Raw genomic sequence first — 23,287 nt, 5'->3', positions numbered from 1 at the left:
TGTGGGAGCGGGCTTGCTCGCGAATGCGGTGTGTCAGTCGACATTAATGCTGCCTGACACACCGCATTCGCGAGCAAGCCCGCTCCCACATTGGAGTTGTGTTGCTTTATAGAACGCGCTTAGTAGCTGTTACCGCCCATCCGGCACGCGATCTCGAACGCTTGGCGGATCGCCCCGACATTGGCCTTGCCCTGCCCCGCGATATCGAACGCGGTGCCGTGGGCCGGCGTGGTAATCGGAATCGGCAAGCCACCCTGCACCGTCACCCCGCGGGAGAAGCCCATCAACTTGATCGCGATCTGTCCCTGGTCGTGGTACATCGTCACCACCGCGTCGAAGGCGCTGGCATCGCCCTGGACCTTGAGGAAAATCGTGTCGCCCGGATAGGGACCTTCAGCCGCAATCCCCAACGCCTGCGCCGAGCGAACCGCCGGGCCGATGATGTCCAGTTCTTCGCGCCCGAACGAGCCGTTGTCGCCATTGTGCGGGTTCAAGCCACAGACGCCGATGCGCGGTTTTTCCAGGCCGTTGCGCTTCAGCGCGGTGTCGATCAGCTGGATCGCTTCCACCACCCGCGCTTGAGTCAACATGCCCGGCACCTCGGCCAGCGCCACATGGGACGTCACTCGCGACGTCCACAGATTGTCGAGCACGTTGAACTCGCAAAACGGCCCGTGGAAATCCAGCAGCTCGGCGAACCAGTGCAGCTCATCGTTGTGGGCCATGCCGGCCATGTGCAACGAGGTCTTGTTCAATGGCCCGAACAGGATGGCATCGGTGGTGCCGGCCTCGGTCAGGCGCAGGGCTTTTTCCAGGGTGTCGAGGCTGTAGCGGCCGCCGATGACACTGGCTTCGCTGCGCGGGAACTCACCGATCGTGTCGCCGCAAAAGTCGTAGAACAGCGGCGTGTCATCGACAAATGACAGCTGATCCAGCGACTCCACACGACGGTAAGGAAACTCCGCCCCCGCGATGCGCATGCCGCGACGCATTTCCGCCTCGTCGGCAATCAGGATCACGTTGGCCTGGCTGCGAACCTGAGGTTCGGCGAGCAGGCGTGCGATCAGTTCCGGGCCGATGCCCGCCGGGTCGCCCAGGACCATCGCGATGGTTGTCTTGTTCATGCTTCACTCCTCAAGGGTTCGGGCCATGTACGGTCAATGGCGCAAGGCTCGCAGCGATAAACCCGCTGCGCGTTGCTGTAGAAAAGTCGCTGCTGATCAGCGTGTGGCAGATCGGCAACGATGGATCTGAAACCGCTGTAGATGTCATCGAACGAGCCGCACAGGCTATCGACCGGGAAGTTGCTGGCGAACATCACCCGATCGGTGCCAAACATGGCGATCACTTCGCGCACGATCCACGCGTTGTCTTTGGCGCGCCACGCCTGCCCTTTCAGGCCCAGGCCGGAAATCTTCACCTGCACGTTCGGCCACTCGGCCAGCCGCGCCATTGCCAGGCGCCAGCCGGCCAGGCCTTCGGCGCTGCGGTCATTGGGCAAACCGGCGTGGTTGAGGATCAGCGTGGTGCCGGGAAAGTCCCTGGCCAGCCGTTCGGCTTCGAACAGGTTCCACCAGGGTGTCTGCAAATCGAAATGCAGCCCCAACCCTTGCAATGCAGCGTAACTGCGCCGCCAGTGCTCATCGCTCATCAGGCTGCGCACATGGCCGACCTGCGCGGTCGAGGTCGGCCCGCCGGGTTTGTGGCGCACGCTGCGTACACCCTTGAAACTCGCCTGTTCGGTGAGCACCGCGATGGCGTCCGGATGATCGAGCCAGGCCTGCGCGACGATGGCATTCGGAACGCCGTAGCGCGCGGCAAGACCTTCGATGAAACGGGTTTCGCCAATCGGGTCTTGCGGGTCCCATTCGGTCTCGATGTACACCGTTTGCACGACGTTATGCGAGCCGGCATCGGCGAAATAATCGTCGGGAAAATAACGCCGCTTGATCGCGCTGTAGTCCCCGTAGCGAAACGGGATGTCGGCTTCGGGGGCGAGCCACGGATGGTGATTGATCGTCGGATCCCAGAAGTGGTGATGGGCGTCGATGATCGGACCGTCATACAGCTTAGTCATGCCGCACCTCGTCGAGGCTGATGAACAATGTGGCCAGCACGAAGACTGCCGAACAGGCCGCGAAGAACCCCAGCACCGGCGCAAAGCCACCGGCCATTTGCAGGATCACGCCGACCAGGATCGGTACTGCAATTCCGCCGGTGCTGCCGGCCATGTTCATCACGCCGCCGATCAACCCGACCCGCGCCGGTGCCGCCAGCAATGCCGGGAAACTCCAGTAGAGGCTGCCCCACATCAGGAAAAACGCAGTCATGGCCAACAGCGCCACCGCGGCGAATGGGTCAGTCAGGGTCGGCAGCAACAGGAACGCACCGAGGGCGACCACGCCGGAAAATGCCAGCAGGCTCTTGACCGCGACACCGCGACTGACGCCTTTGCGGATCAGCCCGTCGCAGAGGAAACCACCGGTCAACGAACCCAGCGCGCCGCACACGAAAATCACGAACGTCGCCGCGCCAATGCCTTTGATGTCGAAGCCTCGGGCCTGCGCCAGATAACTCGGGCCCCAGGTCAGCAAGCCGAAATACACCATCGCCCAACTGGCACGTCCGATGAGCAAACCGCTCAGGGAACGGGCGGCGATTCCGAGGCCTTTGACCGGCACACGCGCCGCTTCGGCAGCAGGCGTCGCGCGCCCGGCGTTGATCTTCTCGAGTTCTTCGGCATTCACTTGCGGGTGACTGGCCGGGTCATCGCGCAGATAACGCCGCGCCAGCCAGGCCAGCACCAGTGTCGCGATACCGGCGATCACGAATGCCAGACGCCACGAGTCCAGCGAAGCAATCAGGTAGGCAATGATCAACCCGCCGAGCGCCACGCCCAGCGGGCTGCCACTGTCCATCAGCACCGCGCCGCGACTGCGCTCGCTCGGCGCCAGCCACAGGGAAATCAGCTTGCCGCCCGAAGGAAACAACGGCGCCTCGGCAGCACCCAGCGCCACCCGGGCGAACAGCAACGACAACCCGCCCGTGGCAAACGCCGCCAACACTTGAAAGGTGCCCCACAACCCCGTGGACCAACTGATGACCCGATGCGGCCCGAAGCGATCGATCATCCACCCGCCAGGAATCTGCAACAGCGCATACGCCCAGAAGAAACTGCTGAGGATCAACCCTTGCATGCTCGGCGACAGGGAAAACTCATGGGCGATGGTCGGCATCGCAATCGACAGCGACACCCGATCGATCAGGTTGACCATGGTCAGCGCGAAGATGATCGCGAAGATCCGCCAGCGCACACTGCTGGCCTTGGTCGTGCCGGTCAGCGGTGTGCCCGCTGCGGCGGGCTGGGCAACTGCGCCGGGCAGATGCAGGGAAGCACTGGGACGGGCCATGGTGCGTACCTCGACTTATTATTTTTTTGAGATGCAGCATTGCCGCTTCAGGCGGCGTTGGTGAGCACTATCGAAGGCTCAGTGATAACCGTCTAATCAAAACTTGAAATACGGCGATAGCCTCGGGTTATGTCACGCCCTGCTTTCAGGGGGCTTTCAATGGGCAGCGCCTACCCTGACTTTCCTCTCAAACCGCTCTGGCGCAAAGGCCTTGGCGATCATGGCGAAATTGGCCATTCGGACCTATAACCGCAGGCTATCGGTGTATGTATTGTTTTGACTAGACGCCGCGGCGGAGGCTTCCCACACTCAGTCCAGGCTTGCAGCTTTTGAACACCGACAAGTCACTCATAACAACTACAAAAACGAGGCCTTCCATCATGCGAAATGCATTCGTCCGTCGCACATCCCGTCTGTTTCTTGGCTGCACGCTGGTCGCCGCCGGAACCCTTCCCGCTCTTGCCAACGCTGCCTGGCAGCCGGACAAGAACGTTGAAATCGTCGTCGCCGGTGGTCCCGGTGGTGGCACCGATCAACTCGGTCGGCTGATCCAGTCGATCATCACCACTCACAAGTTTCTCGACGTCAACACCATCGTCCTCAACAAGGGTGGCGGCAATGGCGCCGAAGCCTTCCTCGACCTGAAAATGAACAAGGGCGATCCGGAAAAACTGGTGATCGGCACCAACAACATCTACCTGCTGCCACTGGTGTCCAAGCTCGGCTATCAATGGCAGGAACTGACCCCCATTGCCGCCGTGGCCGAGGACGACTTCATTCTCTGGAGCTACAAGGGCGCGCCGTGGAAGGATGCCAAAGGCTTCTACGAAGCGGTGAAGGCTGACCCGTCGAACCTGCGCATGGGCGGCAGCCAGTCCAAGGATGTCGACCAGACCCTGACCCTGCTGCTGAACCAGACCAACAACAGCAAACTGGTGTACATCCCGTTCAAGAGCGGCAGTGAAGCCGCGACCCAACTGGCCGGCAAACACATCGCCGCCAACGTCAACAACCCCAGCGAAAGCATCAGCCAATGGCGCGGTGATCAAGTCGAACCGCTCTGCGTGTTCAGTCAGGAACGCATGAGCTATACCGAAAAGGTCGCCGGCGACAAATCCTGGGCCGATGTGCCGACCTGCCACGAACAGGGCCTTGGCATCGATCAGTATCGCTTCCCGCGCACGGTGTTCATGCCTGGCGAAGTCACCGCCGAGCAGCGAGCGTTCTATGTCGAGCTGATGCGCAAAGTCACCGAGACTCCGGAGTTCAAGGCCTACGTCAAACAGAACGCGCTGGTGCCGACCTTCCTCGAAGGCGAGCCGCTGACCGCCTACATTGAGAAAGACACCGCCCGCGTCACCCCGGTGTTCAAAGAAGCCGGCTGGCTGAAAAACTGAGTTGCCCACGGCCGTCCGCCTGCGCACGGCCGTCACCTCTGGAGGTGTCTTCATGTCCCATTCTTCGGATTCACCGGCGCTGGTCGGTACCCACTGGGTCGAACTCGGCCTGGCCGTCTTCACTGCGCTGATCGGCGTGGTGGTGATGTTCGGCAGTGTCGAACAAGGTATCGGCTGGGGCGATTCCGGCCCCGAGCCGGGTTACTTTCCCTTCTACATCGGCCTGATGCTGAGCGCCGCGAGCGTGGCCAACGGCGTATGGACGCTGGTGCGCTGGAAAGCCCTGGGCCTTGCATTCGTCAGCCGCAATGCGTTCAAACAAGTGCTGTCGGTGTTCATCCCGATTGCGCTGTTCGTGGGTGCCATGCCGTTCACCGGCATCTACGTGGCGTCGGCCTGTTTCATTGCCTGGTTCATGTGGCGTGACAAGGTCCGCACCAAGCCTTACGGCAAGTTGATGATCGGCAGCGTATCCCTCGGCGCGGTACTGGCCAGCTACCTGATTTTCGCGCTGTGGTTCAAGGTCCCGCTGGATGCCGGCCCGATGGGCGACTGGATTACTCTGGCCGGGAGAAGCTTCAAATGAGCGAATTCGATTCCCTGCTGCAAGGCATGAACCTGATCCTGACCCCGGGCCACATCGGCCTGATGGTGATCGGCGTGCTGCTGGGCATTCTGGTCGGCGTTTTGCCTGGCCTCGGTGCCCCCAATGGCGTGGCATTGTTGCTGCCACTGACATTCACCATGTCGCCGGTGTCGGCGATCATCCTGCTGTCGTGCATGTATTGGGGCGCGCTGTTTGGCGGCTCGATCACCTCGATCCTGTTCAACATACCCGGCGAGCCCTCATCGGTGGCGACGACGTTTGACGGCTACCCGATGGCCCGCGAAGGTCGCGCTGCCGAGGCCCTGACCGCTGCGTTCAGTTCGGCGTTGCTGGGTGCACTGGCCGGGGTGTTGCTGCTGACCTTCCTCTCGACCAAGATTGCCGCGTTCGCCATGTCATTCAGCTCGCCGGAATTCTTCGCGGTGTACCTGTTGGCGTTCTGCACCTTCATCGGCATGAGCAAGAACCCGCCGCTGAAAACCGTGGTGGCGATGATGATCGGTTTCGCCATGGCGGCGGTCGGCATGGACACCGTGTCCGGCAACCTGCGCCTGACCTTCGACCAGCCGATCCTGATGACCGGGATCAGTTTTGAAGTGGCGGTCATCGGGTTGTTCGGTATCGGCGAAATCCTCTGCACCGTCGAGGAAGGCCTGGTGTTCCGCGGCGAACATGCGCGCATTACGCCGATGGTGATCCTGCGCACGTGGGCGAAGTTGCCGCGCTACTGGTGGACGATTGTGCGCAGCACTTTGGTCGGTTGCTGGATGGGCATCACCCCCGGCGGCCCGACGGCGGCCTCGTTCATGAGCTACAGCCTGGCGCGGCGTTTTTCAAAAAACCGCGAGAACTTCGGCAAGGGTGAACTCGAAGGCGTGATCGCTCCGGAAACCGCTGACCACGCCGCTGGCACCAGCGCCCTGTTGCCGATGCTGACCCTGGGCATTCCAGGATCTGCCACGGCGGCGGTAATGCTCGGCGGGTTGATGATCTGGGGCTTGCACCCTGGCCCGACATTGTTCGTCGAGCAGCACGATTTTGTCTGGGGCCTGATTGCGAGCATGTACCTGGGCAACGTGGTGAGCCTGATCGTGGTGTTGGCCACCGTGCCGCTGTTCGCCTCGATCCTGCGCATTCCGTTCTCGATCATTGCGCCAATCATCATCATGGTCTGCGCCATCGGCGCGTACTCGGTGCACAACTCGTTCTTCGACGTGGTGTTGATGCTGGGCTTCGGCGCGCTGGGTTATCTGTTCAAGAAACTCGGTTACCCGATTGCACCACTGGTATTGGCCGCTGTTCTGGGGGACAAGGCTGAGGATGCGTTCCGTCAATCGATGCTGTTCTCCGACGGACACTTGGGGATTTTCTGGTCCAACCCGTTGGTGGGTTGCCTGACCACGGCAGCGCTGCTGATGCTGTTCTGGCCGCTGATTTCCAAGGCACTCGGCGCCTTGACGGGCCTGCGTAAACCGCCCGTCGCCAAGACCAAATCGGTGCTGTGACACAGCAATGCTGGCAACGCCTGACATTTGTTGTCAGGCTTGCCGCAGTCTTTCATGCGAGCGCGGACCATGACCCGAATTCCTGATGCCAATGTGATCCACAGTCGACTGCGTCTGCGCCAACTGCGGCTGATGCTGGCATTGCAGGAATTCGGCTCGCTGCGCCGCGCCGCCGATCACATCGGCATGACCCAACCGGCAGCGACCAAGATGCTCCACGAGGCCGAGGACTTGCTTGGCGTCGAACTGTTCGAACGCCTGCCTCGCGGCATGCGCTCGACCCCGTTCGGGGAAACCGTCATCTACTACGCGCGCATGGTGTTTGCCGAACTCAGCGGCATGCGTGAAGAACTGGTCGCCCTGGAATCCGGCAACCTTGGGCGGGTCGCCGTCGGCGCGATTCCGGCGTTGGCCTCAGGGTTGTTGACCCGCACCATCGCCACCTTGAAGCAAAGCCATCCACGGTTGTCGATGAGCATTCAGGTCGACACCAGCGACGTGTTGGTCCAGGCGCTGTTGCAGGATCAACTCGACATCGTGCTGGGGCGGATTCCGGCCGGTGCGAGGGCCGAAGAGTTGCTGTTCGACAGCCTCGGCGAAGAGGCGTTGTGCGTCATTGCCGGCGCGCAGAACCCGTTGGCGCAGGAGAAGCACCTGAGCTGGGCGGAATTACAGAACATGACCTGGGTGCTGCAACAGCAACCCAGCCCGATGCGCGCGATCATCAATCAGGTGTTCCACAATGCGCGGGTCGACATTCCCAGCAGCATTGTTGAAACCACCTCGATCATGACCCTGCTCTCGTTGATCCAGCAGACTGACATGCTCGGTGTGACGCCGGTGTCGGTGGTCGAGGATTATCCGGGGCGGGATTTGCTGGCGGTGTTGCCGATCAAGTTTGAAGCGCGGTTGCCGCCGTATGGGTTGATTACACGGCGTCATCGGATTCAGTCGTCGGCGATGCAGGCGTTTATGAATTCGGTGCGGGCGGAGCATGCTTTGACCAAGTAACAAGGCCGGATGGTGGTCTGGTTTTTTTGGTACATATCCGTTTTTTGGGTAACGGCGGCTATTGGTTCCGCTCTTACAGCGGGTCACTTGGAAGAGCGCCAAGTAACCAAGCGCCAAGCGCCCCTGACGTACGGTGGCTCGCTAAGGCTCGCCATTCCCTTACTCCGGTCCTGCTCCGTGGGCCCGCCGCCATCGGCCATCCATGGCCGGGGGCGGCTACCGCGGCATCCCTGCCGCGGTGCCCACTGCGCAGAACCTGCGCTCGGCCTTCCGACGGGGCAGATCAAGATCAAAAACAAAGCGAGGCGGCCTGATAGCCGACCTGAAGTTCGTCAGGATCATCGGGGGTGAACACCAATGTCATGCCCCCCAACAATCCCTGTGGGAGCTGGCTTGCCAGCTCCCACAGGGGAAGGCGTACGCTTCAAATGACAGGTCGGCCGGTAGGCCGCCTCGGTTGCATTGGCGTTAGTCGCACCCTCGAGAGGCCGAGTGGAGGTTCTGCGCAGTGGGCAACCCGGCATGGATGCCGGGTTAGCCGCCCCCGGCCATGGATGGCCGATGGCGGCGGGCCCACGGAGCAGGACCGGAAGGAGGGCATGCCGAGCCTTAGCGAGGCACCGAACGAAAGGGGCAAAAGCGCTTGGTTACTTGGCGCTTTTCCAAGTAACCCGCCGTAAGGGCGGAACCAATATCAGCCATCACCAAAAAACGGATATGCCCCCAACCGCTTCACCCGGCCTTACGAAACACAAACCCCAAACCAACAATAATCAGCACCATCCCAAGCATGCTCAACCCCGCCAGTCTGTTGCCGAAAAACAGGTAATCCATCACCGCCGTCACCGCCGGCACCAGGTAAAACAAACTGGTGACGTTCACCAAATTACCCCGTGCAATCAGCCGATACAGCAACAACGTCGCCAGCACCGACACCACCAGCCCCATCCACAACACCGGCACGATAAAACCGCTGCTGTGTTCGAAATGAAACGGCTGGAACGGCACAAAGATCCCGCAAAGCAACAACCCCGCGAGGTACTGCACCGGCAACGTGCCGAGGGGATTATCGGTAATGCGCTTCTGCATGATCGAACCGAACGTCATGCTCGCCAACGCCAGCAAACCGAAGAGCATCCCCGCCAGCGACATGCCCGCCAGACCAATACCCTGGTACACCACCATGATCAATCCGGCCAGGCCCAGGGTCAGACCGAACATCCGGCTGGCGGAGCGTTGCCGCTCCATGATCACCACCGTGAGAATCGGCTGCACGCCCATGATCGTGGCCATCACACCCGGGGTGACTTTCAGGTCCAGGGCCAGCAGATAGAAAATCTGATAAGCCCCCAACAACACCACACCTGTAGCCATCGCATACAACATCGGCTTGCCGCCCTTGGGCCGTTTCAGCTTGAGCAACGGCACCAGGAGCAACAACCCACACAGAGCGATGGCAAAGCGAATCAGCAGAAAAGCGAAGGGGGACGCGTGCGCCAGCCCCCATTTGGAGAAGATCGCCCCGCTGCTCCACAGCAGGACAAACAGGCTCGTGGACGCCGCCGCGAGCGCGGATTTTTTCGAAAGGACAAACATGAAGACCACCTGTAGTCAGGCAAAAAGCCAACTCAGCCGAGGCTGAAATCCAGTAGTTTTTTTCAGGCGGGCACGGGTCACAGCAAAAAGAAGCTGATCAGCCCGAAACGCCAACGCCCGGCGGTGATACGACTGCGTACACCGGCGCGCTACGGACAGGTGGGGGGTAATGACTGATCTGCGCAGGCTGCCGATTCCCGCACGGCACGACGCCAGCATTGACCGCTGAATCGACTACCGCGTTGATGAGGGATGCAGGCATGGGCTGATCTTTTTTATGAGGTGGACGGTGGGTTGGAAATCACCGAGCGCCGACTATAACCAGCGGGTGACATGGATTGCAATGACTTGGACAAAGGGCCAGTAACGACAGCTAACGAAAGGCTGCTTACTCTGGGAGAAATGGAATCGACCACTGCGGGAGACATGGAATGCAAGAGATCGAATGCCAAGGGAACGGACACATCTTCGGTATCAGCTGTATAGGTCGCGAGCCAGAAATCTTGCTGGCGTCAGCACTGCCAAGCTGCAAGAGGAAATGGAACGGGTCGGTCCTACCGTTCTCGATTTATCCAGGGTGCGATTTGAACCGATAGACACACAAGCATTGAATGCTTGTGAGCACTGGGATGAACCGCATTTTTCATGGCATGAAGTTGTTGGATGGAAAGCGAAGGAGCCTTTAGCGCTGGATCTATCCATCTGGTTCGATGAACACCTGTGCGGACTTTGCTTCGCCAATCCAAACAAAAGTCGGCAACGAATTCGCATCGTGCGAATGGAAGGACGGCCAAGACATGTCCATCCTCTTAAAAAACGTATAGCAACATTGTCCATAATGGTCATTCAGCACTACGCCACAATTATCGGAAGTAGATTCATCGAAGTTCAGGAGCCCCTGAAAGGGGCGATCCCTACCTATCAACAACATGGTTTCTATTTCGATACTGAACGGCGGCTTGTCAAAGCGGTGGATAGCCAAGTATCGTAAAAACTGCTTAATAAATGATCAACAGCGGAGGACAAAATGGGTAGATCCAGTAAGAAATCCCCTACAAAGAATCGCTTACCCGCACTGGAAAGGAAAAAGATTGCTCTGGTGCTCACAGACAGTCAGCGACGCCTTCTGGAAATACTTGCGACGGGCATCGAAGGCGAAGAACCTAATGTGCTCGCCGGCCGCCGATGAAATTCGGGGCAGAAAAAAACCGCTCAAAAGGAGCGGTTTTTTCATCTGCAAATCGAATCACCCAAACAACCAATACCCCAACAACGTCAACACCACCACCGCCAGCACCGGCCGCAACACGCGGTAAGCCTTGGGGTTACGACGTTTCCACTGCTTGACCACACCACTGACCTTATCGCTGGAGTTCTTGCTCCAGGCATAAGCCTTGTTGATCCCGCCAACCCGCTCATCGTCGAGGTTCTGCGGCGCAGTCGCGCGACCGAGCAAGCCGCTGACCCAGCGGTTAAGGCGGGTCATGACGCGATTACTCAGTGGGCGCTCGATGTCGCAGAACAGGATCACCCGGGGCTTCTCGGTTTCGTTCTTCACCCAGTGCACATACGTCTCGTCAAACATCACATCTTCACCGTCACGCCAGGCGTAAACCTGACCGTCGACGAAAATGCGGCAATCGTCGGAGTTCGGGGTCGACAGACCCAAGTGATAACGCAGGGAACCGGCAAACGGATCGCGGTGCGGGTTGAGGTGGCTGCCGCCCGGCAGTAACGCAAACATGGCGCCTTTGACGTTGGGAATGCTGCTGACGAGCGCCACGGTTTTCGGGCACAGCGCTTCGGCCGATGGCAGCGGTTTGTCGTACCACTTGAGGTAGAAACGCTTCCAGCCTTTCTTGAAGAACGATCCAAAACCGGCGTCGTTGTTTTTTTCGGCGGCGCGAATGTAGCCCTCGTCGAACAGGTGCATCGCTTCGTCGCGGATGACTTCCCAGTTGTCCTTGAGCACATCCAGTTCCGGGAACTTGCTGCGGTCCAGATATGGTTTGGACGGCACGCTGGAGAACGCATACATCAAGGCGTTATAAGGCGCGAACAGCGCGGAGTGGTTGACGAATTGACGCAGGACCGGCAAACGAGCCTTGCCGCGCAAATGCACATAAAGCGTACTGCCCAGGAACAGCAGCAACAGCGACGCCTTCGCGGCAAAGGAAAAGGTCATCTACAGCTCCTTGAGAATGAACAACTTCGCACAACGCCATTTACCCGACGTGGCTGCCGGCCATGATAAACACTACCGGCCACGGGAAAAACCCGTCTAACTCAACATTCAGTGTTAAGAATTGTGCAATAAAGCACTTCTTACCATAGGTCTCCTGAACGGGGGCTGACCTGAATCAACCCCTTCCCCGCGATCAAATGATCGCTGCTTCGCCAGCGCCTATTGCTGATTCTCCTGTTCGGTAAACAGGTCACTGAACAGCATGCTCGACAGGTAGCGTTCGCCAGAATCGGGCAGGATCACCACGATGGTCTTGCCCTGCATTTCCGGGGTTTCCGCCAGGCGTACAGCCACGGCCATGGCAGCCCCACAAGAGATGCCGCACAAAATGCCTTCTTCCTGCATCAAGCGCAGGGCCATGGCCTTGGATTCATCGTCGGTCACCAGCTCGACACGATCCACCATCGACAGGTCCAGGTTCTTCGGTACAAAACCGGCGCCGATCCCCTGAATCTTGTGGGGGCTCGGTTTGATCTCTTCACCGGCCAGCTTCTGTGTAATCACCGGCGAAACCACCGGTTCAACCGCCACGGAAAGAATCGGTTTGCCCTGGGTATTCTTTATATACCGCGAGACGCCGGTAATGGTTCCACCCGTTCCAACGCCTGCCACCAGCACATCGACCGCGCCGTCGGTGTCGTTCCAGATTTCCGGACCGGTGGTTTTCTCGTGGATGGCCGGGTTGGCCGGGTTCTCGAATTGCGCGGGCATGAAGTAGGTGGACGGATCGCTGGCAACAATTTCAGCAGCCTTTTCGATCGCGCCTTTCATGCCCTTGGCCGGCTCGGTCAGCACCAGTTCGGCGCCCAGCGCCTTGAGCACTTTGCGACGCTCAATACTCATGGACGCCGGCATGGTCAACATCAGCTTGTAGCCCCGTGCAGCGGCAACAAACGCCAGGCCAATGCCGGTATTGCCGGAAGTGGGCTCGACGATGGTCATGCCAGGCTTGAGTCTGCCGGTGCTTTCGGCGTCCCAGATCATGTTCGCGCCGATCCGGCACTTGACCGAATAACCGGGATTGCGCCCTTCGATCTTGGCGAGGATGGTCACGCCACGCGGAGCGATACGGTTGATCTGCACCAGCGGCGTATTGCCGATGGAATGGGCGTTGTCAGCAAAAATACGGCTCATGGCTGGGTCCTTATGCAGCGTTGAATTAGCCCTTCACGGTATGCCTGTTGCCCGTGGTCGTCCAGTCGGGTCGAACGTCCGGTAACCACCGCAGTCAATGGTTTTACATCGCCGGAGATTTGCCACCATGAAACGTCGATATAGCTGGCCCCTGTGGACCCTCCTCGGCCTGGTCGTGCTGCTGATCACCTTGCATTCTGCCCTGCCCTACATGGTGCGTAACTACCTGAACGACAAGCTCGCCGACATGGGCGACTACCGTGGACAGATCACCGACGTTGACCTGGCGCTGTGGCGCGGCGCTTATAAAATCAACGGGCTGAAAATCGTCAAGGTCGATGGCAAGGTCCCGGTGCCCTTCGTCAATGCGCCGTTGATCGACCTTTCGGTCAGCTGGCACTCGCTCTTGTACGACCACGCGGTGGTGGCCAAGGTGCAGTTCTTCAACCCCGAGGTGAACTTCGTCGATGGCGGCGCCAACAAGCAAAACTCGCAGACCGGTCAAGGCACCGACTGGCGTGCGCAATTAAGCAAACTGGCACCGATCACCCTGGATGAAGTGCGGATCCTCGATGGCAAGATCAGTTTCAGGAATTTCAATTCCAAGCCCCCCGTCAACATGAACGCGACCCAGGTCAACGCCAGCATTTACAACCTGACCAACGTCGCCGACAAGGAAGGCAAGCGCGACGCACGCTTCGATGGCAAAGCGCTGTTGCTGGGGCACGCCCCGCTGGAAACCACCGCGACCTTCGATCCGCTGAGCAATTTCGAAGATTTCCAGTTCCGCCTACGCGCCAGGGACATTGAACTCAAACGCATGAACGACTTCGCCTCGGCCTATGGCAAGTTCGATTTCAATGCCGGGCACGGTGATGTGGTGATCGAAGCGCAAGCGAAAAAAGCCCAATTGACCGGCTACATCAAACCGTTGCTGAAAGACGTCGATGTGTTCAATTGGCAGCAGGACGTGGAAAACAAGGACAAAGGGCTGTTCAGGTCCATTTGGGAGGCCATTGTCGGTGGCTCTGAAACCGTGCTGAAAAACCAGGGCAAGAACCAGTTTGCGACTCGCGTGGAACTGAGCGGCAACGTACACCGGCAAGATGTCAGCGCGTTCCAGGCGTTTTTGCAGATTTTGCGAAATGGTTTTGTCCAGGCATTCAATGCCCGGTATGAGCGGCCGAAGCCGGAAGCGGGCTAGTCAAGATGTGACGCTCCATTCAGAGACTGAATAAGCCGTCTGCGTTCACAGTCGACCGGGCAGCGCGTTATAGTCGGGTACTACAACTATTGCGCCCCGCCCTGCCCCGTCGGGTCGGCGTTTACCGTTCGAGGATTAGCAGATGAAGTTCGAAGGCACCCAGGCCTACGTCGCCACCGATGACCTGAAGCTGGCGGTCAACGCCGCCATCACCCTGGAGCGTCCGCTGCTGGTCAAGGGCGAACCGGGCACCGGCAAGACCATGCTCGCCGAGCAACTGGCCGAATCCTTTGGCGCCCGGCTGATCACCTGGCACATCAAATCCACCACCAAGGCTCACCAGGGCCTGTACGAGTACGATGCGGTCAGCCGTCTGCGCGATTCGCAGCTGGGCACGGAAAAGGTCCACGACGTTCGCAATTACCTGAAAAAGGGCAAGCTCTGGGAGGCTTTCGAGTCTGAAGAGCGGGTGATCCTGCTGATCGACGAAATCGACAAGGCCGACATCGAGTTCCCGAACGACCTGCTGCAAGAACTCGACAAGATGGAGTTCTACGTTTACGAAATCGACGAGACCATCAAGGCCAAAAAGCGCCCGATCATCATCATTACCTCCAACAACGAAAAAGAACTGCCGGACGCCTTCCTGCGCCGCTGCTTCTTCCACTACATCGCCTTCCCGGATCGCGTGACGATGCAGCGGATCGTCGACGTGCACTACCCGGACATCAAGAAGGATCTGGTCAGCGAAGCACTGGACGTGTTCTTCGACGTGCGCAAGGTGCCGGGCCTGAAGAAAAAACCATCGACCTCCGAACTGGTGGACTGGCTGAAGCTGTTGATGGCCGACAACATCGGCGAAGCGGTGCTGCGCGAACGTGATCCGACCAAGGCGATTCCGCCGCTGGCCGGTGCTTTGGTCAAGAACGAACAGGACGTTCAATTGCTTGAGCGTCTGGCGTTCATGAGCCGTCGCGGCACTCGCTAAGAAAGGGCAATCGCCATGCTGCTCAACCTGTTCAATGAAATGCGCGCAGCCAAGGTGCCCGTCTCGGTGCGCGAGCTGCTGGACCTGATCAACGCACTGAAACAGCGCGTGACCTTCGCCGACATGGACGAGTTTTATTATCTGTCCCGGACGATTCTGGTGAAGGACGAAAAGCATTTCGACAAGTTCGACCGGGCCTTCGGTGCTTACTTCAATGGCCTGGAAAAACTCGATGACCACCTTCAAGCCTTGATTCCCGAAGACTGGTTGCGCAAGGAGTTCGAGCGCTCGCTGACCGATGAAGAGCGGGCAGCGATCCAGTCCCTTGGCGGCCTGGACAAGCTGATCGAAGAGTTCAAGAAACGCCTTGAAGAACAGAAAGAACGCCACGCCGGCGGCAACAAGTGGATCGGCACCGGCGGCACCAGCCCGTTCGGCTCCGGCGGCTTCAACCCGGAAGGCATTCGGGTCGGCGATGCCGGCAAGCGCCAGGGCAAGGCGGCCAAGGTCTGGGATCAGCGCGAGTACAAGAACCTCGACGACTCGGTGGAACTGGGCACGCGCAACATCAAGGTTGCGTTGCGTCGCCTGCGCAAGTTCGCCCGTCAGGGTGCGGCGGAAGAGCTCGACATCGATGGCACCATCGATCACACCGCCAAGGATGCCGGGTTGCTGAACATCCAGATGCGGCCGGAGCGGCGCAATACCGTCAAGCTGTTGCTGCTGTTCGACATCGGCGGCTCGATGGACGCGCACGTGAAGATCTGCGAGGAACTGTTCTCGGCCTGCAAGACCGAGTTCAAACACCTGGAGTACTTCTACTTCCACAACTTCATCTACGAGTCGGTGTGGAAGAACAACATGCGCCGCACCTCCGAGCGCACCTCGACCCAGGACTTGCTGCACAAGTACGGCGCCGACTACAAAGTGATCTTCATCGGCGACGCCGCCATGGCGCCTTATGAAATCACCCAGGCCGGCGGCAGCGTCGAGCACTGGAACGAAGAAGCCGGTTACGTGTGGATGCAGCGGTTCAAGGAGAAGTACAAGAAACTCATCTGGATCAACCCGTATCCGAAAGATACCTGGAGTTATACGTCTTCGACCAATATCGTGCGGGATTTGATTGATGATCAGATGTACCCGCTGACGTTGCGGGGGTTGGAGGAAGGGATGAGGTTTCTTTCCAAGTAATCTCTGTTGTCTGTCCTGACGCCATCGCGGGCAAGCCCGCTCCCACAAGGATCAGCGTTGTTCACACCTTTCGTGAACACCTATGCCCCCTGTGGGAGCGGGCTTGCCCGCGATGCTTTTAGCGGTTCAAAAAGCGCCGCAGATACTCGACCTGCTCCCGATGCGCAACATCCTGCACCACCGGCCGCAACCGCACCTTCGCCCCCGGCAGACACTGCGCCAGCCGTGCCAGCGCCAACGGCGTCAATGCCCCCAATCGCGGATACCCGCCAATGGTCTGTCGATCATTGAGCAGCACAATCGGCTGCCCGTCGGGTGGCACCTGAACCGCGCCCAGCGGAATACCCTCGGAAATCATCGGTTTGCCCTGGTACTGCAACGCCGTGCCCAACAGGCGGATGCCCATGCGATCGGCGCGGCTGTCGAGGGTCCAGGCGCTGTTGAACGCGTCGAACAGACTCTGGCCGCTGAACTCGCCAATCTGCGCCCCCAGCACCAGATCCAGCGGTGAGTCGAGATTAAAATCGGGAACCTGTTCACGGGGCAATTCCCGCATCAATAACGGCGCCTCAGCCGAGTAGTCTAGCGATGCACCTTTGGCCAACGCCCGGCCCATTCCATCCAGCCCACCCAGTTCCTCACGCACCACCGTCGCACTGCTGCCCAACACCTTCGGCGCATCAAACCCACCCGGGGCCGCGAGATAAGCCCGCGCCCCCAGCAGCGGCTGAGTGAACTGCAAACGCTGGCCTTTGCGCAGCTTGAAACTGCGCCATGGCGCCAGCGCCTGCCCGTCCAGCTGCGCGCCAAGGTCCGCGCCGGCCAGTGCCAACAGGCAATCATCCTCAGCCACCACACTGAACCCACCCAAGGTGATTTCAATCGCTGACGCATCGAGCCTGTTGCCCAGCAGCCAGTTGGCCCACGACATCGAGCGCCAATCCAGTGCGCCACCCTGAGTGACACCCAGATGCCGCACACCAAAACGGCCAGCATCCTGCAACAGGCACAGCGGTGTGCTCGCTTCAATCAACAGACGGCTCATGCCTGTGCCTCCAATGGCGTGTCGTCACCGCCCAGGTTGATGAACTCGGCATGGCTGACCGCTTCAAAACGAACAGTGTCGCCCGGCTGCATAAGGCTGTAGCCGTCGCGCTCGCGGTCGAACAGTTTGGCCGGGGTGCGGCCGATCAGGTTCCAGCCGCCGGGGGACACCACCGGATAAGCAGCGGTTTGCCGTTCGGCGATCCCCACACTGCCGGCCGCGACTTTTTTGCGCGGCGTATTCAGGCGCGGTGCAGCAAGGACCTCTTCCACCAACCCCATAAAGGCAAAACCCGGCGCGAAGCCCAGGGCGAATACCTGATACTCACGCTCACTGTGACGGCGGATCACCTCCTCCACTGCCAACCCGCTGCGTTGAGACAACAGGCTCAACTCCGGACCGACGCTCACGTCATACCAGACCGGCAGCACATGACATTTGCCTGCGGTGCGGGCGTTGGGCGACAGATCGATCAGTGCTTCAGCGATCAATTCCCGAGCCTGCGCCGGACTTAATGCGGTCAGATCGTAATGCACCATCAACGTCGTATAGGACGGCACCAGGTCGATAAGATGCCCCGCGAATGCAACACGCAAATTTTCGCTGGCAGCGAGCATCCACGGCATGTTGGCTTCGGCAATTTCATCGAACAGACGCACCATCAGGCAGTCCAGCGCCACCACTTCCACCCGCGGTTTCATGGTGCGCTCTGCTGATCGAGGGCTTCGCGAATCCGCCGTACCGCGGCCACCGAACTGGCGTTATCGCCATGCACGCAAAGGGTGTTGGCCTGCAGGTGCAAGGCGCTGCCGTCGCTGGCGGTGAGGGTATCGCCACGGGCAATGGTCAGCGCCTGCTCGATGATTTTTTCCGGATCGTGATGCACCGCGCCCGGCAGTTGTCGCGAGACCAGCATGCCGGCGCTGTCATAGGCGCGATCGGCGAAGGCTTCGAACCACAGAGTTACGCCGTATTCATCACCCAATCGCTGCGCGGCGCTGTTGTCGCGGGTCGCCATCAGCATCAGCGGCAGGGTTTTGTCATAAGCGGCCACGGCTTGCAGGACCGCGCGCAATTGCGCCGGGTTCGCCATCATGTCGTTGTACATCGCGCCATGGGGTTTGACGTAGCTGACACGCCCGCCCTGCGCCCGGCAGAGGCCGTCGAGGGCGCCGATCTGGTAATGCAGAATGTCCTGAAGTTCCTGGGCGGCATACGCCATGGAACGACGGCCGAACCCCACCAGATCCTGATAGGCCGGATGCGCGCCGATCTGCACGCCATTGCTCAGCGCCAGGCTGACCGTCTTGCGCATGATGCTCGGATCGCCGGCGTGGAAGCCGCAGGCGATGTTGGCGCAGTCGATGAAGGGCATGACCTCGGCGTCCAGACCCATGGTCCAGTTGCCGAAACTCTCGCCGATGTCGCAGTTCAATAGCAGGCGGCTCACGGTGAACACTCCTGTAGGTTTTATTCTTTTTTATCTGTAAGGCATTTGCCCGCAGATTATCAGTTACTCGGCTTCGAGTTGTTTGCCACGGGTTTCCGGCAGGCTCAGGGCCGCGAGGATCACCACCCCGTAGGACACCGCCGCAAACGCCCCGATGCCTACGCTCAGCGGCACCTTCTGACTCATCAAGCCGATCAACAGCGGGAACAACGCCGCCAGCGCCCGGCCGATGTTGTAGCAAAAACCCTGGCCCGAACCGCGAATCCGCGTGGGAAACAGCTCAGTCAAAAACGCGCCCATGCCACTGAAAATCCCTGAGGCGAAGAAGCCCAGAGGAAAGCCCAGCCACAACATCACGCCATTACTGACCGGCAGTTGGGTGTAGAGCAGCACGATGGTGAACGAGCCAACCGCGAACAGGATGAAGTTCTTTTTGCGCCCGAGGATGTCAGTCAAATACGCGCTGATGACATAACCGACGTAGGAACCGACGATCACCATCGCCAGATAACCGCCCGTGCCGAGTACGCTCAAACCGCGCTCGTTCTTCAGAAAAGTCGGCAGCCAGGACGTGATTGCGTAGTAGCCGCCCAATGCGCCGGTGGTTAGCACCGAAGCGCGAAGTGTGGTGAAGAGAATGCCAGGCGCGAAGATCTCGTAAAACTTCGCCGGGTTGCTCGGTTCCTGCTTGGCCTTGGCTTCGCGGTAGATTTCCGGGTCCTTGACCAGGCGGCGGACGAAGATCACAAAAATCGCCGGGACGATGCCGAGGATGAACAGCGCCCGCCAGGCGTCCTCCGGCGGCAGCACCGAGAACAGCAGCGCATACAGAATAGCCGTCAGCCCCCAACCCAGCGCCCATCCCGATTGCACCATGCCCACCGCCTTGCCGCGGTCCTTGGCGCGAATCACTTCACCCATCAGCACCGCGCCGGCTGTCCACTCACCGCCGAAACCGAAGCCCATCAAGGTGCGGCTGATCAGCAGTTGCTCGTAGTTCTGCGCGAAGCCGCAAAGGAAGGTGAAAAAAGCGAACCACAGCACCGTCAGTTGCAAGGTGCGCACACGGCCGATGCGGTCGGACAGAATCCCCGCCACCCAACCGCCGATGGCCGAGGCAATCAGGGTACTGGTGTGAATCAGCCCGGCCTCGCCAGTGGTGATGCCCCACATCGCAATCAGGGTCGGCACCACGAAGCTGAGCATCTGGGTGTCCATGCCATCCAGCCCGTAGCCGATCTTGCAACTCCAGAACGTGCGGCGTTCCTGCTGATTGATGTTGCGATACCAGTCGAAAGGTCCCGGGCGAGCCGTGGCTTTCGGGATGGCGGTGGTGTCGGGCGCACTCATGGCAAATCTCCGTGCAAATTTTATTGGTATTGTTCTGAGCCCCGACGACGCCTATCGTGGGAACCGGATGGCCTGATTTTTGGGTGCCCGGCCCTGCTGCGTCCAACTAATAAAAACCCGCCTTAGACATAAGAAAACTTTATCGACGAGCTGAGCCCATGAACCTGAAGTTTCTCGAGACCTTCGTCTGGGTCGCCCGACTCAAGAGTTTTCGCCTGACCGCAGACAAGCTGTTCACCACCCAGGCATCGATTTCCAGCCGCATCGCCGTGCTCGAGGGCGAGCTCGGGGTGAAGCTGTTCCTGCGTGATTCACGCGGTGTGAGCCTGACGCCCGAAGGCTTGAAAGTGCTCGAGCATGCCGAGCAGATGATGGAGACCATGCAGGCGCTGAAACAGTCAATCGAGACGCGCTCGAGCAAGGTCGGGCGCGTTCGGATCGGCGTGATGGACACGGTGATTCATACCTGGCTGAGCCCGTTGGTGGCGCAGATGACGGATCACTATCCGCTGGTGGAAATCGAGCTGGTGGCCGATACCTCGCTCAACCTCTGCGATCAGCTGCAAAAAGGCTTCCTCGACCTGATCCTGCAAACCGACCTGCTGCGTCAGGAAAGCGTGCGCAGCCTGGAACTGGCCAGTCACCCGATGGGCTGGATTGCGGCCAGTAACTCGATCTACAACCGCGAGTATTCCGGCGTGGCCGATCTGGCGCGGGAGCGGATCATCACGTATTCGAAAAACTCACATCCGCATCAGGAAGTGCTCGCGCTGATGCAGGCCAATGGCGTCATGACGCCGCGGCTGAACTGCGTGAATTCGGTGTCGGCGATTACCCGGTTGCTGCGGGACGGTTTCGGCATTGGCGCGTTGCCACCGGTGCTGGTCGCCGAGGAACTGGCGCGAGGGGAACTGACCTTGCTGGCCATCGATCAGCGCCCACCGGATTTGCAGGTGGTGGTGTCGTGGCGGACCGGGGTGGAATGGGTCGAGGAGATTGTGGCGTTGTGTCAGCAGGTGCTGGCGGAATATGCGCGCAAGGTGGGTGAGCGCTACATCGTTCTGGCTGACTGATCGCCCCCCGTGGCGAGGGGATTTATCCCCGTTGGGCTGCGAAGCGGCCCCAAAAAAATGGGACTGCTACGCAGTCCAACGGGATAAATCCCCTCGCCACAAGAACCGGGTCAATCGTTACAGCCCGCGCAAATCACGCTCTTCAATGGGCCGGCTCTGGCGCAATCGCTTGCCACCCAGCACCACCCAATCGATCAGCCTGAACAGGCACTCAATCCCGAACGACAACAGCAACGCGCCGCTCATGCCCCAGATCATCGCTTCCGGTGTCAGCAGAATCTGGTAGCTGTAGCCGTTCCAGGTTTCCTTGCGGATATCCGGGTCGGCGGCCAGTACAACCTGCAGGAAACGGATGTACCACGGGCCTTGCATGGCCTGGTACTGCTTATCGAGGGCCAGTTGGCGGGTGAGCAGGTTGCTCAGGCTGTCGGCATCGCTGCGAAAGATCGGGTCTTCGCTGGCGCGGTAATGAGCGACCAGCGCCTGCATGTCGCCCTTGAAGAATTGATTGGCGGTGCCCTGAAAACCACTCAGGCCGGTCTGCGCCTCGATCAGGTGGGCTTCGATCCGCTTGGCGTAGTCGTTGATGAACCCCGGTACCTGGACACCGATCAGCAGGCCCGCCGCGAACAACACCAGCCGTAGATAACTGAGCAACATGGGAACGTCCTTTATTCGGTCTTGCCCTGGCTGACGCATTCACCGCGTCGCCACAGGCTCCATTGGCCCGGTTCGTAGCGGGTCCAGGTTTCGTTTTCGGTCAGGGGTTCGGTGGCGATTACCGTGACCACATCGTTGGGCGTGGTTTCGGCCTGGAAGTCGACGATCACATCGACATCTTTCAAGCGCGCCGGGCCGAACGGTGCACGACGGGTGATCTGCGCCAGCTTGGTCGAGCAGTAACAGAACAGCCAATCGCCATCGCTGAGCAGGCAATTGAACACGCCTTTGCTGCGGTATTCGGCGCAAGCGGCTACCAGATCCGGGAGCAGCTCTTCGATCTCTACCGGCTCCGGAAACGCTGCGCGCACACGATTGAGCAAATCGCAAAAGGCTGCTTCGCTGTCCGTATCGCCGACCGGGCGGTAAAAGCTTGTGATCGGTTGAAAATCCGCGAGCTGGCCGTTGTGGGCGAAACACCAGTTGCGGCCCCACAGTTCGCGCACGAACGGATGGGTGTTGGACAGGCAAACCTTGCCGACATTGGCTTGGCGAATGTGCCCGATCACCACTTCGCTTTTGATCGGATAGCGCTGCACCAGATTCGCGACTTCCGACTCACTGCTGGCCGCCGGATCCTGGAACAGCCGCAGGCCACGGCCTTCATAGAACGCGATGCCCCAACCGTCACGGTGCGGACCGGTACGGCCGCCGCGCTGCATCAGCCCGGTGAAGCTGAACACGATATCGGTCGGGACGTTGGCGCTCATGCCCAATAACTCACACATGCTCGGACTCTCTGTAAGGCAGGGGCAAGGTCACAGACGCGGTTCGACGCGCATACGCTGAGGGTTGCTCGGGACCGGCGGGCGACCATAACGGTCGTCACCGGCACCGCCGAAAGGATGATCCTCTTCTGGATCGTCGGCCCGGGCCGCCGCCTTGGCAGCCGCCGTCCGTTCCTTGCGAGCGTTGGCGGCGCGTTCGATCGGGAAACGGATCGCGACGAACACCAGATAAATGCCGAAGGCGATCATGCCGTACATGAACAGGTCGGAGATGGCCCGCCAGGCGTTATTGCCCACCTTGAACGCGAGGTCCAGCGCGGTGATGGCGATGGCCGGCGCCACCTTTTCCTTCACCGGATCGATGATCGTCGGACTGAACAGCAACACGGCGACCAGCAGCCGCAGCGGCTCCCGCAGCCAGCGCCACATCCAGCGGGTCATGCGCATCCACACCAACAGGCAGCCTAAAGCGGCGAAGGCGTAAAGGCCCCAGGCGATCAGATAGTCGTTCTCGGTCATGGTGTCCATGGCAAGGCAGGCAAAGAGGCGCTTATAGTAACGACTTTTCGCACGTCAGGCTTGTCCCAATGCCAGTCGGTCAAGACTCCGAACCTGTGGGAGCGGGCTTGC

Annotated in this window: 22 protein-coding genes; 9 read left to right on the top strand and 13 right to left on the bottom strand. The window is 59.8% G+C overall.

Annotation, left to right across the window (positions count from 1 at the left end):
• Positions 1–119 precede the first annotated feature (119 nt).
• Genes J2Y86_RS25310 through J2Y86_RS25300 form a run of 3 tightly spaced genes read right to left on the bottom strand, consistent with a single transcriptional unit; the run spans position 120 to position 3,410 of the window.
• Positions 120–1,124 (bottom strand): 4-hydroxythreonine-4-phosphate dehydrogenase PdxA, encoded by a 1,005-nt coding sequence (locus J2Y86_RS25310; protein WP_253437896.1) that lies wholly within the window; start codon positions 1,122–1,124, stop codon positions 120–122.
• Positions 1,121–2,077: an amidohydrolase family protein gene (locus J2Y86_RS25305; protein WP_253437893.1), complete on the bottom strand. Its 957-nt coding sequence runs from the start codon at positions 2,075–2,077 to the stop codon at positions 1,121–1,123. The genes J2Y86_RS25310 and J2Y86_RS25305 overlap by 4 nt, the downstream gene beginning before the upstream one ends.
• Complete coding sequence (locus tag J2Y86_RS25300; protein ID WP_253437890.1) at positions 2,070–3,410, bottom strand: MFS transporter; 1,341 nt, start codon at positions 3,408–3,410, stop codon at positions 2,070–2,072. Before J2Y86_RS25300 ends, J2Y86_RS25305 begins: the two co-directional genes overlap by 8 nt.
• A gap of 380 nt (positions 3,411–3,790) precedes the next feature.
• Between J2Y86_RS25300 and J2Y86_RS25295 the strand changes: the two genes are divergently transcribed.
• The 4 genes from J2Y86_RS25295 to J2Y86_RS25280 all read left to right on the top strand — a co-directional run bounded on the left by J2Y86_RS25295 (position 3,791) and on the right by J2Y86_RS25280 (position 7,930).
• Positions 3,791–4,807 (top strand): Bug family tripartite tricarboxylate transporter substrate binding protein, encoded by a 1,017-nt coding sequence (locus tag J2Y86_RS25295; protein WP_253437887.1) that lies wholly within the window; start codon positions 3,791–3,793, stop codon positions 4,805–4,807.
• Between the two features lie 52 nt (positions 4,808–4,859).
• On the top strand, positions 4,860–5,393 hold the full coding sequence (locus J2Y86_RS25290; protein WP_253437884.1) for a tripartite tricarboxylate transporter TctB family protein: 534 nt from the start codon (positions 4,860–4,862) through the stop codon (positions 5,391–5,393).
• Positions 5,390–6,919, top strand: coding sequence for a tripartite tricarboxylate transporter permease (locus tag J2Y86_RS25285; RefSeq protein WP_253437881.1), 1,530 nt, complete (start codon positions 5,390–5,392; stop codon positions 6,917–6,919). The genes J2Y86_RS25290 and J2Y86_RS25285 overlap by 4 nt, the downstream gene beginning before the upstream one ends.
• Positions 6,920–6,988: 69 nt before the next feature.
• Positions 6,989–7,930, top strand: a complete 942-nt coding sequence (locus J2Y86_RS25280; protein WP_017337013.1) for a LysR family transcriptional regulator — start codon at positions 6,989–6,991, stop codon at positions 7,928–7,930.
• A 732-nt stretch (positions 7,931–8,662) separates the two neighbouring features.
• Here J2Y86_RS25280 and J2Y86_RS25275 read toward each other — a convergent pair.
• A complete protein-coding gene (locus J2Y86_RS25275; protein ID WP_253437878.1) occupies positions 8,663–9,526 on the bottom strand; it encodes a DMT family transporter in 864 nt (287 codons plus the stop codon).
• A gap of 445 nt (positions 9,527–9,971) precedes the next feature.
• Between J2Y86_RS25275 and J2Y86_RS25270 the strand changes: the two genes are divergently transcribed.
• Positions 9,972–10,517: a hypothetical protein gene (locus J2Y86_RS25270; RefSeq protein WP_253437874.1), complete on the top strand. Its 546-nt coding sequence runs from the start codon at positions 9,972–9,974 to the stop codon at positions 10,515–10,517.
• Positions 10,518–10,772: 255 nt separating this feature from the next.
• Here the strand turns inward: J2Y86_RS25270 and J2Y86_RS25265 are convergent, their stop codons facing one another.
• Together J2Y86_RS25265 and cysK are read right to left on the bottom strand one after the other, a co-directional pair.
• Complete coding sequence (locus J2Y86_RS25265; RefSeq protein ID WP_253437871.1) at positions 10,773–11,711, bottom strand: aspartyl/asparaginyl beta-hydroxylase domain-containing protein; 939 nt, start codon at positions 11,709–11,711, stop codon at positions 10,773–10,775.
• 219 nt (positions 11,712–11,930) lie between these two features.
• Entirely contained in the window at positions 11,931–12,905 is a 975-nt protein-coding gene (gene cysK, locus J2Y86_RS25260; RefSeq protein ID WP_253437868.1) for a cysteine synthase A, read from the bottom strand.
• 97 nt (positions 12,906–13,002) lie between these two features.
• Between cysK and J2Y86_RS25255 the strand changes: the two genes are divergently transcribed.
• From J2Y86_RS25255 to J2Y86_RS25245, 3 genes are all read left to right on the top strand, one after another.
• A complete protein-coding gene (locus tag J2Y86_RS25255) occupies positions 13,003–14,109 on the top strand; it encodes a DUF748 domain-containing protein (protein ID WP_437180670.1) in 1,107 nt (368 codons plus the stop codon).
• Positions 14,110–14,251: 142 nt separating this feature from the next.
• A complete protein-coding gene (locus tag J2Y86_RS25250) occupies positions 14,252–15,097 on the top strand; it encodes an AAA family ATPase (RefSeq protein ID WP_017337008.1) in 846 nt (281 codons plus the stop codon).
• Between the two features lie 15 nt (positions 15,098–15,112).
• Positions 15,113–16,291: a vWA domain-containing protein gene (locus J2Y86_RS25245; RefSeq protein WP_253437860.1), complete on the top strand. Its 1,179-nt coding sequence runs from the start codon at positions 15,113–15,115 to the stop codon at positions 16,289–16,291.
• Between the two features lie 118 nt (positions 16,292–16,409).
• Here the strand turns inward: J2Y86_RS25245 and J2Y86_RS25240 are convergent, their stop codons facing one another.
• The 4 genes from J2Y86_RS25240 to J2Y86_RS25225 all read right to left on the bottom strand — a co-directional run bounded on the left by J2Y86_RS25240 (position 16,410) and on the right by J2Y86_RS25225 (position 20,136).
• Entirely contained in the window at positions 16,410–17,336 is a 927-nt protein-coding gene (locus J2Y86_RS25240) for a biotin-dependent carboxyltransferase family protein (RefSeq protein ID WP_253437857.1), read from the bottom strand.
• Positions 17,333–18,037 (bottom strand): 5-oxoprolinase subunit PxpB, encoded by a 705-nt coding sequence (gene pxpB, locus J2Y86_RS25235; RefSeq protein WP_253437854.1) that lies wholly within the window; start codon positions 18,035–18,037, stop codon positions 17,333–17,335. The genes J2Y86_RS25240 and pxpB overlap by 4 nt, the downstream gene beginning before the upstream one ends.
• Positions 18,034–18,786: a 5-oxoprolinase subunit PxpA gene (locus J2Y86_RS25230; RefSeq protein ID WP_253437851.1), complete on the bottom strand. Its 753-nt coding sequence runs from the start codon at positions 18,784–18,786 to the stop codon at positions 18,034–18,036. Before J2Y86_RS25230 ends, pxpB begins: the two co-directional genes overlap by 4 nt.
• Before the next feature lie 63 nt (positions 18,787–18,849).
• Positions 18,850–20,136 carry an MFS transporter gene (locus J2Y86_RS25225; RefSeq protein WP_253437847.1) on the bottom strand — a complete coding sequence of 429 codons (1,287 nt, stop codon included), beginning with the start codon at positions 20,134–20,136 and terminating at the stop codon, positions 18,850–18,852.
• 158 nt (positions 20,137–20,294) lie between these two features.
• Between J2Y86_RS25225 and J2Y86_RS25220 the strand changes: the two genes are divergently transcribed.
• On the top strand, positions 20,295–21,209 hold the full coding sequence (locus tag J2Y86_RS25220; RefSeq protein WP_253437844.1) for a LysR family transcriptional regulator: 915 nt from the start codon (positions 20,295–20,297) through the stop codon (positions 21,207–21,209).
• Between the two features lie 117 nt (positions 21,210–21,326).
• On the opposite strand, the gene J2Y86_RS25215 is transcribed toward J2Y86_RS25220, so the two are convergent.
• The 3 genes from J2Y86_RS25215 to J2Y86_RS25205 are packed head-to-tail and all read right to left on the bottom strand — an operon-like array spanning position 21,327 to position 23,185.
• Complete coding sequence (locus tag J2Y86_RS25215; protein WP_253437841.1) at positions 21,327–21,869, bottom strand: DUF2937 family protein; 543 nt, start codon at positions 21,867–21,869, stop codon at positions 21,327–21,329.
• Positions 21,870–21,880: 11 nt separating this feature from the next.
• Entirely contained in the window at positions 21,881–22,657 is a 777-nt protein-coding gene (locus J2Y86_RS25210; protein ID WP_253437838.1) for a class II glutamine amidotransferase, read from the bottom strand.
• A 30-nt stretch (positions 22,658–22,687) separates the two neighbouring features.
• On the bottom strand, positions 22,688–23,185 hold the full coding sequence (locus J2Y86_RS25205; RefSeq protein ID WP_253437835.1) for an MFS transporter: 498 nt from the start codon (positions 23,183–23,185) through the stop codon (positions 22,688–22,690).
• Positions 23,186–23,287: the final 102 nt, after the last annotated feature.

The sequence above is a fragment of the Pseudomonas migulae genome, from assembly GCF_024169315.1.
Lineage (GTDB): Bacteria > Pseudomonadota > Gammaproteobacteria > Pseudomonadales > Pseudomonadaceae > Aquipseudomonas > Aquipseudomonas migulae_B.
The sequence above is the reverse complement of the archived record's forward strand: the minus strand, read 5'-3'. Positions and strand labels throughout refer to the sequence as shown.